This window comes from Mammaliicoccus sciuri (genome assembly GCF_002901825.1).
Lineage (GTDB): Bacteria > Bacillota > Bacilli > Staphylococcales > Staphylococcaceae > Mammaliicoccus > Mammaliicoccus sciuri.
In genome coordinates this window covers 22,372-34,440 of record NZ_PPQD01000036.1, presented here as the reverse complement: position 1 = coordinate 34,440, position 12,069 = coordinate 22,372, and the positions used below count along the sequence as shown (strand labels likewise).

9 protein-coding genes are annotated in these 12,069 nt (G+C 29.5%); 1 reads left to right on the top strand and 8 read right to left on the bottom strand.

The window, feature by feature from the left end; genetic code table 11:
- The first annotated feature begins 423 nt into the window (after positions 1–423).
- Positions 424–1,713, top strand: a complete 1,290-nt coding sequence (gene dcm, locus CD035_RS13790) for a DNA (cytosine-5-)-methyltransferase (protein WP_048540726.1) — start codon at positions 424–426, stop codon at positions 1,711–1,713.
- Between the two features lie 34 nt (positions 1,714–1,747).
- On the opposite strand, the gene CD035_RS13785 is transcribed toward dcm, so the two are convergent.
- The 8 genes from CD035_RS13785 to CD035_RS13750 all read right to left on the bottom strand — a co-directional run bounded on the left by CD035_RS13785 (position 1,748) and on the right by CD035_RS13750 (position 12,068).
- Positions 1,748–3,811 carry an AIPR family protein gene (locus CD035_RS13785; protein ID WP_048540725.1) on the bottom strand — a complete coding sequence of 688 codons (2,064 nt, stop codon included), beginning with the start codon at positions 3,809–3,811 and terminating at the stop codon, positions 1,748–1,750.
- Positions 3,798–4,715 (bottom strand): PD-(D/E)XK motif protein, encoded by a 918-nt coding sequence (locus CD035_RS13780; protein ID WP_048540724.1) that lies wholly within the window; start codon positions 4,713–4,715, stop codon positions 3,798–3,800. Before CD035_RS13780 ends, CD035_RS13785 begins: the two co-directional genes overlap by 14 nt.
- Positions 4,708–7,557: a Z1 domain-containing protein gene (locus CD035_RS13775; protein ID WP_229412559.1), complete on the bottom strand. Its 2,850-nt coding sequence runs from the start codon at positions 7,555–7,557 to the stop codon at positions 4,708–4,710. Before CD035_RS13775 ends, CD035_RS13780 begins: the two co-directional genes overlap by 8 nt.
- The gene (locus tag CD035_RS13770; protein ID WP_048540722.1) at positions 7,529–8,998 is read right to left on the bottom strand and encodes an ATP-binding protein; all 1,470 of its coding nucleotides are present in this window, start codon (positions 8,996–8,998) and stop codon (positions 7,529–7,531) included. The genes CD035_RS13775 and CD035_RS13770 overlap by 29 nt, the downstream gene beginning before the upstream one ends.
- A gap of 255 nt (positions 8,999–9,253) precedes the next feature.
- Positions 9,254–9,604: an antibiotic biosynthesis monooxygenase gene (locus CD035_RS13765; RefSeq protein WP_048540721.1), complete on the bottom strand. Its 351-nt coding sequence runs from the start codon at positions 9,602–9,604 to the stop codon at positions 9,254–9,256.
- 20 nt (positions 9,605–9,624) lie between these two features.
- Complete coding sequence (gene srtB, locus CD035_RS13760; RefSeq protein ID WP_048540720.1) at positions 9,625–10,344, bottom strand: class B sortase; 720 nt, start codon at positions 10,342–10,344, stop codon at positions 9,625–9,627.
- Positions 10,328–11,113, bottom strand: coding sequence for an ABC transporter ATP-binding protein (locus tag CD035_RS13755; protein ID WP_048540719.1), 786 nt, complete (start codon positions 11,111–11,113; stop codon positions 10,328–10,330). Before CD035_RS13755 ends, srtB begins: the two co-directional genes overlap by 17 nt.
- Complete coding sequence (locus CD035_RS13750; RefSeq protein WP_048540718.1) at positions 11,094–12,068, bottom strand: FecCD family ABC transporter permease; 975 nt, start codon at positions 12,066–12,068, stop codon at positions 11,094–11,096. Before CD035_RS13750 ends, CD035_RS13755 begins: the two co-directional genes overlap by 20 nt.
- Position 12,069 lies beyond the last annotated feature (1 nt).

Here is a 12,069-nt window from a genome sequence, read left to right as displayed (position 1 = left end):
AACGGTTAAACCATACTGTACCATACGCATAGCGTATGGTTTTAATTACACAAACAAAAAAACCTAACATGACATTAAAGTCATGTTAGGTTTATAACTTCCGCTTCTGCCTCGTTATCAAAGTGATAACCGATTGTATATGTTGTGACTGTTTTTTCCATTGCAGTAATAAAACTATTTTATGTACAAATTTCTAAAATCCCTTTTTTATTAAAATTTTATAAAAACATTCTATAATTTTTATTGACCAAAATTTAGTTGAGTAATTTTTTCCAGATTATAAATAATATCTTAGATTTGATGGTATAATGAACTTAAAACCAAAACTGTTAAATTACTATATTCTCGAAAGAATATTGTTGTACAAAAGTTACTTATTTGTTAATATTATAAAGTTAAATAATGATGAGGGCGGTGATCTAATTGACATTTAAAGTGATTGAAACTTTTAGCGGAATTGGTGCTCAAGCAAAAGCACTTGATAGAATAAAATTTAAAAATTCTGCTTTTGATTATGAAATTGTTACAACAGTTGAATGGGAGATTGCTGCGCTTTATTCTTATGATATCATACACAACGGAAATCAAAACTTGGAAAAGTATGATAGTTATTCTAAAAATGACTTAATTAATATTTTGTCTAAATTTAACTTAAGTGGTGATGGTAAAACACCACTTTTACAAGGTTCACTTAGTAGAATGAGTATAGATCAACTGAAATCTATACTTCATAGTATTCAAAATAATAAAAACTTAGTTGATATATCATCTGTTACAGCAAGTGATTTACCATACTCTGATTTATTAACATATAGCTTTCCTTGCCAAGATTTATCAATAAGTAGTTATTGGCATGGTAATTTCAGTGGTATTGATAAATCAATTCAAAATCGTTCAGGCTTATTATGGCAAATTGAAAGAATATTAAAAGAATATTTAGATTTAGATAAACCGCTTCCTAGATTCTTATTAATGGAAAACGTTTCAGCCATACATGGACCACTACATATTAATAATTTCAATTTATGGAAGTCCGAGCTTAATGATTTAGGATATCAAAACTTCGACTTTGATTTAGATGCACAGAACTTCGATATTCCTCAACAACGAATAAGAACATTTATGGTTAGTGTCTATACTAAAGATTTGGATATAAATACAAAGGAAAAAATAGAAAAATTCTTTAAAAATTCTCGTTTAAACCAAAAGAAAAAACCACCAAAAATCGATGGTTTTTTACGATTAAACTATAAAGATAAAGTCTATCACAAAGAAGCATTGGAAAGTATACCAAATAATACACCTTCCCGGAAAAAAATTTATGAGTCATCACGTAAACTAGCAGAAGGTCAAAAAACAAACGGTCTTATAGCAAAAACAATAACAACTAAACAAGACAGAAATCCTAATGCTGGTATAATTATACACAATCTTGATTTACCAACCTCTAAAGCACCGTATAGAAATTTAACATCTAGAGAAGCATTCTTATTAATGGGATTTGATGAAGAAGACTATGAATTATTAATGAACAATAACATTAAAGTTAGTAGCAATAGATATTTTTTAAGTAATTCTAAATTACTAAGATTAGCAGGCAATAGTATTGTTGTTAATATACTTGAAGAAATTTTCACTGAACTAATTCATATTAAACAGAATATAATCAGTCATAAAACTATTGATGACCACAAGTCTTGCCAATTAACCTAAGATACCGAAGAGGAGTCCTCAATCGGTATCTATTTTATTTGGGAAAACTTTCTGTTCTAGCTTTCTCTAAAGTATCTAAAATTTTTATAGCTTGTTTATCTGTTGGCACTTTTTTGTCAATATTCATGCCTAAATTGAGAAAATCTATATCTACTTTATTCCAAATTTTTTCATCATTACCCCAATTATATAATTCAGTCCAAAATTCAGACCCATACTCAAATACTTTCATTAATGCATCTATTTCATTATTCTGTTTGTCATTTTTAGTTGAAGATTGCTCAATAGTCTTATTATATTGAGAGTCAATTAATTCATTTAAAAAATCAGAGTTCAAATTAAAATCTATTTTTTTTGCACTATTCCAACTTACTTCTCTTTTTGCCCATTCAGTAACGTTTTCAACCGTTCTATCACTGCATGTTAAATGTTCATACATTATTTTGGATACTTCTTGTATTTGACTAATCCATGCATCAGTCAAATCTTGATTTTTCCAAATCAAATTAAAGTCTATTTCATAATTAGAATCTAAGTTTTCAACCTTATGAAAAATACTAGATAGAGTATATGCAACTATATTCGCTTTATAACTATCATACCAAGGTTGATGTCTAACTATATAATCTGATTTCTTAAATAGAATAGTAAGGGCAACTGCTTTTTTAAAGAATACTTCATTAACAAAGTTGCTGTTTTTATCCCATTTACTAACCATCCACTTACTAAAAATATTAAAACTTTTTTGTGCTCCTGCACTAGCAATATGTGGTTTTAACATATAGATATTATAATACTTTGCTAAATCTACTTTTTTAAACATTTGATTTTTAGGGTGCGTCATCTCAAATTGTTTCTTTACAGATTTTGTCGATTTATATGTTTCTTGTCTATATTGCCCATTTGCTCTCTCATAGTACCAATAAGTACCAAATTGTGCTCCTTTGGTAGGTGGTGCTACGATACTCCTAGATAAATTTTCAAATTTAATATGGAATGGATGATTGGATGCTAAATCTGCATCACTCACCTTATTTTGACTATTAGCAAATTTCGAAATATTCGGTATAAGTTCCTGTGCATTATCATAAGAAACTACTGATAGTTTCATAGGGACAACAATTTTTTCAATCTGCTCTCTTGAATTATGTCTTGTATCATTTAACCAAGCATTAGCTAAGGATGCAGTTGTCTGCCCTCCATTAACAATTTGTAAATCTTTAACCCCCGTTATCATTACACCATGATCTGTATTTATAAAATCAATTGACTCTGCTGTTGCTGCAATTCCATTATTATAAGCAAAAAACATACTTGGATCATTTAAAATAGTATTTCTGATACCTTTATTTACTTTACCTCTTGTTTGTAAAAATGACCTCACATTACCTTCTAAAAGTCTAGATTGATACTTATCATATAATTTAGCTAAAAGTACTCCTGGAATATTACATAAATATGCTTTGTATTCATTAGTCTCAGAAGCCGGTAAAGCTGTTATACCATTGAACCCAAATTCATCTAAATTTATATATAATTGCTCTTTGCCATTTTTAGACTCATCCATTAATTGAATTCTAGAGATATCAAATATTGAGTATTCAACTCTTATATTCTCAGTATAATCATTATCTATTTTGTCAATTTTATCAGATTTTTTCATATCTGTTAGAATTATTATATCTATTATATTAATTTCCATTTTATTTTCTTTAATATCGTATGCTAGACCATAACCTTCAGAGCTTTCTTCGGAATTTATTATGATTTTGTTTACATCTTTATAAAAATAAAACGCCTTATTGAACCATGTTTTTGCTTCTGTAGCTGTAATAACTCGTTCTTCAAAATATGTTAATTCTGGTATAATAAATAATGTTAATTTTTTATCTAATTCATTGTAAGAATAACCATCTATTTGAATATTTCGGTTTCTTGAACCCTGTCCAGAAAAATATAAGTAATTATAATCTTCTATCAATTCAGCTTCTTCCAATTTTTCGACATAGGTTTGGAAGAAAGCTTCTCTGTCCGATATATTTTCAGAAATAGCTAATGATTTTATTTCATTAACTAGTTCTTCTCTAAATTTGACCATTTTTTTCCTCCTTAGAAATATACTCTTTAATACTCGGAAGATGCATTTCATACTTAACATTAACAAATGGGTCAATAGAATTGGATGATTTTAAAATTGGAAATGTATTATCTACCTTGTAATATACTACTGAAGTTATATAAAAATTATAATCTTTATATAAATCATTAGGTACAAATCCTAAGTATGCCAATTTTTTCTTAAATTCTTCTTGAATAGATTTATCTTCTATTTTTCCTAAAATCTTCTCATATAATTTAATTAAATTCACTGATTGTTCTGATATATCACTTGCTTTTTCAACATTAATAATTACCAAAGAACCATCGCTATTTGATTTGAATTGGTTTTGATTACTGATATAAATTTTTTCTTTATTAAATGATTTAGTTTTTATCTCGTACCAAGTATTCTCTATTTGAAAATCTTGATTTGCACCTAAAGGTCCCATCCAAGACTTTATAGAATTTTTAATTCCATATTTTCCAAACATTTTTTTATCTAAAAAGAACAATTCACCAACTAAACCTTGAATTTTTTTATATGTCAAAGTTTCCAAAACTTTGCTATCAAAAAGCTTTTGCCACTCATTATACCTATAAATCAAATTTTTCTCTGCTATCTCTTGAATGCTTTCATCATCTATTGTACTAATTAAATCATCTGCTAAAACTTTAAATACACCGATATATTTATTACTTAATAGTGAAATTTCTAATGCCCAAAGCTTATCTTTTCTTAAAAATATATTTGTATTAAGTAACTTAGATTTTATATTTAGCTTAGGCTTATTTTTCAATTTTATATAAATACTAGGTAAAAATTCGTCGTTTTCTCCGTAATATATCGCTATAACTTCGGTTCCTTTGATTCTATTATAACTATTTCCCGGACTACTATACATTGTAATCCACCTCATCCTCATCTTCGTCCTCGTCTTCATATAAAGGTATACCTAATAATTCTCTTTGCTTTGTAACAGTAATAGCATATTCATAAGTTACCATCTCGCTGCCTTCTATGTCTGGGATACCAATAGATATCCCCGTTACAAGTTCAGAGTTATTTTCTATAAATTTTTGAGTATTACTATCATCACTAGGTTTTAATTTAATTGGATATATAACTAATAATGGGTTTCTTTCTATTCCTGTATTAAAATACATATACTCTGACGGACTTTTATATGTCCCATTTTTCCCTTTCCCTAAATGTTTTCTTTGTTTATCTACTTCTACCTTAATTTCGTTATACTGATTATCTGTTAAACCACCTCTAGCATATGAAACTTGACCTAACCTTTTCTTACCTTTACTCATTCTGATAAATTTTTCCCCATCACCAAAGAAATCAAATGACCTCTCTAATGGATTAATTTCAAATGGTCCAAACTGTACAATTTTTTCTTCTTGGCCATTAAATTTATTACTAGCAACTACAACATCCCACTTTTCAAATAATTCTGAATTATTTTCTTCCATAGTATTAATTATGCTTTTTATGTCATTTATAGTCGGAATCTCAATTGAATTTAATAAATGTACAATTCTTTCCTTTCCTACATCCTTTAATGTAGGTTTTTTTAAACTTAAATTATCAAAGTCATTGTATTCATAAACTTGATTTTTTACAAGCCACTTTGTAATTACTTGATTATTGATTTTCAACATATTGGAATCTTTATATAGTATAGCTGTCTCTAACATTTGACCATTAACACTTCTTCGAAGTGTCATTTGATCTGCACTTCTCATTTTATTTCTTGCAGTTATTATTAATGGTGCATCTTCAGCAGATCTCACTTTTAATCCAAATTCAATAGGTTTTTTATTTTGTGCATCCATCTTTTTAATTTCATATCTCAATTCTTCAGTAGCTAGTGCAATATGTTCGTACCAATCTGCAGATTCAGATGAAGTCCAGAGTCTACATATATCTGCATAACCATCTCTATAACCAAACCATCTGCCCATTTGCATCAATGTATCATACATTTTAGTATTTCTATAAAAATAGCTTGTCATTAATCCTTCTAAAGTTAAACCTCTTGCTAAGCTTAATCCCCCAATAGCTATTAATCTTAAACCATCATCTTCATATCCATCATAATCAAGATTCTTTGAGGCAACCCCACTATTCACAACTTTTACTTGTATAGGCATTACAGCTTTTAATAACGCATTTTTCACATCGTTCCATTCTTCTGAGATTTCTACTTTCTCAATACCATCTACTTTACTTTTGCCAAATTCTTTCTCAAAAATTCTATGTATTTCACTAATTATTTCATTTTCTCTATCATCATAAATATAATTTTGTATTTTCAATTGTAAATGTTTAACATAACTATCAACTTTATCTCGTATATTATCTTGTACACTAATAAACCTTGATATATGGATTAACATTGCACGGTGTTTTTTCTCATCACCTCTTAGATCTCTGATAGCATTACTTAAAAAGAAGACTATTATTGCTTCTTTTAAACTATCAGGAAGCCTAGTAGGAAATTCTCCATTTTTGTGTTTAATTTTCAAAACATTTTCAACATCATCATTATTTCTTATCATATAATGATATTTTCCTTCACTACTATATAATTCTGTAGGTCCAATATAATTTGATGGTTGCTCTAATAAATAGATAAAATCTCTAGGAAACAAATCATCTCCATCATCCGATTGATATTGTGGATCTATAAAAATATTCGCAAATGGTGTTGCAGTAAACCCAACATAACTAGATTTAGAAAATAATTTTAATATATTTCTAATTAGCTGATTAATCGTAGTAGGATCTCTATCTTCAGCTGCAGTATTTACCGATGCATTGTCGGCTTCATCGTCAATTAATAATAAAGGAGATTCAATTGTTCCAGTTTGTTGATTAATATTATAAATTTCTAGCCATTTTGTTAGCTTTTCTAATACTGATTTATTCTTTTTCAAGACAAATACAACTGGCCCTTTGTTACCTTCAATTTTTAAACTTGCTTTTATATTAAAATCATCAGATGTTGTAGTAAACGGTGATACAGATAAAGATTCACCATATAAGTAGTCAAATTTTCCAACTCCTACATGTCTACTTTTCTTATCGTTTACTATTGCACTACTATCAATGCCAATAAAACCTTCATCTATTCTTTCTTGAGTTTGCTTTCTTAATTTTTCAATTGTTCCAGTTAATACAATAATAACTTTATATCCACTATCAGCTGCCTTGTTCATCAAACCTATGTAATTAGAAGTTTTACCAGATTGAACTGCACCAATAACTAACCCTTTTCTTGAAAAATTATTTTCAGTTTTCGGGTTAGCTAAATTATCCATTATTTCATCTGCAGCATAATCAATTTGGTCTATTACTTGAGAAGGCGTTCTTACAACCTCTTCTAGATATCTTCTGTATCTATTCCAAAATGCTGTTCCATTTTTACGTTTTGAACCAAAATACCATTTTTTATAATTTTCAGTCCCTCTTAGTATCGACCCTTGTTCCATAGTAATGTTAAATCTAGTTTCTAAATTTATAATAGTACGCTCAATTTCTTCCTCTGTTATACCTTTTACAAGATTAAGAAATGGTTGAATAGCTTCTTTTATATCTTCTTCAGAATAAGTAATTTCTTCTGCCTGTGTATTTTCATCTGAATGCGTATTTTCTTTTAAATTATCTAGATAATTTGCTGCATATTTTTCTAAGGCTTCTACATTTTTATTGTTCATATAAAATTTCCTCCTCAATTGTCTTTAATACTTCTTGATATTTTTGAAATATATCCGTATTCTTCAATGTATTCAATATATTTACCTTTTTCTCTAGTGAATAATTATTAGCGTTAATTGTAGATAAAGCTAAATTATATGCTTCTTCATTATCGAGTGATTTCTCTTGATATTCCTCGTTTTTTGCCAAGTCATAGTATACTGACGCATATGGAAATGCATCTTCAAGACTTTTAATAAAACTTTGAAGTAATTTATGTTGCTTATCATCTAACGAACTCTCTAAAGCTTGATAAATAGGTATATCTTTATTTATCATATATTGAATTTTGTCTCTATTTACTACTTTATTCCATATATGATGAAAATTATCTTGATTTTGTTTTCTTCCACGATATTTGTACACTCGTTCACTTTTACCGACTGCTCTCATAATAATCTGTTTTAACTGTTGTTTAGCAACACTTGGTATCTGAGCACTTGATTTTCTTACATCTATTTTCCAATGATCATCAATATTATTAGGCAAGTCTATTCTAATTCTAGCTAATTTGTTCAATTCATTGTCGCGCAATAAATAAAACCATTTCCCCCACACAATCAATCTTTTATTTCTATATATATATAATCCTTGATTTAAATTTAAATCACCATATTGATTTTGTATAAACTTTTCTTTCGAAGTTAGTTTGCTCATATATGGAATAATATAAGGTTTTATTTCTACTTTATTTTTCTCTATGAAAATTGCTTCTTTTTCTAAAGGCTGTGTAAAAGAATTATCCAGCATAAATGGATCTATTGGTTCTATCAGCCTATTATTAAAATAAAGCTCAAAATAGTTATTACTTTTTTTGCTTGCTAAATACCTATGAAATACTAACCCCAAATGTTTTGATGCAAAATCAATTTTATGATCGAATTCTTTTTCAAAATGGATACTTGACTCTGTTATTTTATCTAGTTTCTCCCATAAAACTATTGTTCCACTCTCATACTCATCAATCATATGGAAATATGGGTTATTTTTCACTTCATTATTAGAATAAGTTATAAGTGTCCATTTTTTTGTTTCATATATATAATCCAAGTCCCAACATGCTCCAGCATATTCATCTTTATTTTTAGTAATTACAGTTAATTTTCTACATTGAGATAAAGATGCCATTTTTAAACCGAGTCCAAATCTTCCTAAGTCTTCTTTATTTCTTTCTTCAAGAGAATTAGTACTCCCATAACGCATAGCTTGTTCTAGTGTTTCTTTAGACATACCATTACCGTTATCTATGATAGCTATGTATGGATTCTTAACAGATTGATATTTTACATCTACCTTACTTGCATTATTGCTGATTGAATTGTCTATAACATCTGCTAAAGCGGTTTCAAAAGAGTATCCTATTGACCTCGTTGATTCAACTAAATTTGGTGCATAAGGTGTAAGCAATATTTCTTCCATATTTAACAAATCCCCTTTTTAAATATTTTCCTTTTACTTAAAGTAGATATATATCAAATTACACACTTTATTATTAATATTTTTATTAATATAATTATACAACATTGCTTTAAAAAGTAATAACCTTTTTACATGTAAAAAAATTTACTTTTGAGACAATATAATTGTCCTTTATAAAATCTTTTTTTTATTATCAACATATTTAATGTAAAAAGTCAGTATATATCCCACAAAAAACCCAACATGACTTCAATGTCATGCTGGGTTTATAACTTCCGCTTCTACCTCGTTATCAAAGTGATAACCGATTGTATATGTTGTGACTGTGTTTTCTAATATAGGGCTTTCGCTATCTTCTCTGTTATGTCGTACGTTCTTGTGTGCTTCTTTGAATACGTCTGATTTTAACCAGTTTTTAAAGTTTTGTTCTGATTCCCAGATTGTAAGTATTTTTACTTCGTCATATTCTTCGAGGTTGTTTGTTTTTGTAACATACATTTTCTTGAATCCTTCTATTGTTTCTATTCCTTGTCTCATATAGAATCTTTCTATTGTTTCGTCTGCTGTCCCTTTATAGAGTTGTAATTTATTTTCTGCCATAAACATGTTATTGCCTCTTTTCTATTTTATACTTTTTCGAGTTTGGCTACGACGACGATTCGTCCTGATGTGAGTGAATATGGATCTTCGCATGTTGAGAGTGTGACGATTTTGTCGTCTTTATTAACTTCTGTTGTTGTTGAGATTTGTGATTTTTTTAATGTTTGTTCTAGAAATTGTTCATATGTTGCTTTGTCTTTAAAGTCTGTTTGTATGTAATTATCTTTTGTTGTCGTTTCATAGGCGCTAATAACTTCTAATTGATATTTGCCGTATTGTGTATCGTACTGGATCGTTTTATGTTGATTATAAAATGATTGATCTAAATATTTTTCTACGACGTCAAACATGGTATTATCTCCTACGTGATGTCCATATATGACGGTATTCATTTTATCGTGCTTAGGTGTATTACGATAATCCATAAAGATACTACCTTTTCTGCTATCTTGTTGTTCAAAGTCTTTCTTTAAGTAGTCCTTGTTGTCTTTAGATTGTAGTATTGGATAGTTCAATGATGTACCTTCTAGATGTATCCATCCTATGATATCTTTATTGATGTTACTGAGTTGTTTGAATTGTGGTCGCACGGTATTAGTGTTTGTCATTTGTGTATAATTTTGTTGTAAATGAATGTAGCGTTCTTCCGCTTCTTTATCTTCTTGCTTATTGTGATACATGACATATCCAGACCATATGATAACAGCGACTAATGCTATTTGAATGATTTTAATGATGATTTTCATGCGGCGCTCTGCCCTTTCTCTTACAAATCAGCATGCCACATTCTGGGTCATGGATGATTTTCGCATCGATATTATATACGCGTGAAATAAAAGATTCTGTTACGACTTCTTCTGGTGGCCCTTGGATGACTTGATTGTTATGTATACATAAAATTTCATCGCTATATTCTATCGCTTGGTTAATATCATGTAACACCATGATAATGGTGATATTAAAGTTCTCTTTAAGTGACCTGATAATATCCAATACTTGATATTGATAATTTAAATCTAAGTATGTCGTTGGTTCATCTAGCAACATATATTGTGGTTCTTGCGCAAGTGACATTGCGATAAACACACGTTGTAATTCTCCGCCTGACAATTCACTAATTGGTTTATCTTGAAAGTCTTCTAATTCTAGTTGATGTAACACATGCTGAATGACTTCTTCTTGTTTGATATCTTTCTTCAATATGGATTGGTAACTATATCTTCCACACTGTACGACTTCTTTAACTGTAAAATCTTCTGGCGCACGGTTATTTTGATGTACGGTCGCTAACTGCCTTGCTAATGTTTTTCTATTTAATGATGAAATAGCTTGATTATCTAAGTAAACAATACCTTCACTCGGCTCTAAATTACGTGATAATATTTGTAACAATGTTGATTTACCCGATCCATTAGGTCCAATGATAGTTGTAATGGCGTGCTTTTTGAGTTGTATGTTTAACGATTTAAAAATATGCTTTCTCTGGTATTTGAAACTAACGTTCTCTGTTCGCATGGACATACGCTCCTTTACAAATAAGGTAAATCAAGAATGGTCCACCTACTACAGTCGTAATCGTACTAGCTGGTATTTCTAAAGGTGGCGCTATTGTTCGACCTACCGTGTCTGCTAATAATACGAGCCATGCACCAAATATAATGGAATATGGTATGACCTTTTTATAATTCATTCCAACAATACGTCTTATAATATGTGGCACGATTAAGCCTACAAATGCTAATTGACCTACGATAGCTGTTGCGCTACTTGCTAAAAATACAGCAACTAAACCGATGATAAGTCGATATTTCGTAATATTAAAACCAATATTATGCGCTTGTTTATCTTCAAATGATAACAAGTTCACTTTGTTTACTAACATGAGTGCAAATATAATCCCTATTGTTGAAGTGACGGCAATTATATAGACATCTTGCCATACTTTCATCGTTAAACCTGTTGGTAACTGCATAACAGGACTCATAGATAAAAGTTCTATTACACCATTTAACATGGCGTATATCGCAACACCTACTAATATGAGTCTTATCGGAGTAATCTGATAACGTGATACTAATAGGAATAATATAAGAAACGGTATAACCCCACCAATAAAGACGAATATCGGTAAATAGAAATACAAGGTAGGTAAAAATATAAGTATGACACCTCGTGCAACAAGTGCACCAGATGTCACACCAATAATATTCGCTTCAGCTAGAGGATTTTGTAATACCGCTTGTAGCAAAGCCCCTGATACACTCAGAGCAGCTCCAACAAATAACGCGATGAATATTCTTGGCATACGTAAATCAATAACTGCATCTACTTGAGGTTCAGTACCTGTTGTGAGTTTCGTGATGATTTGTTCTATACTTAAAGGTAACTTTCCACTTACAAGCGATATATAAATTGTTATGACAAGCATACATAACATGATCCAGAACGTGAGTTGCGAATATTTTTTCATG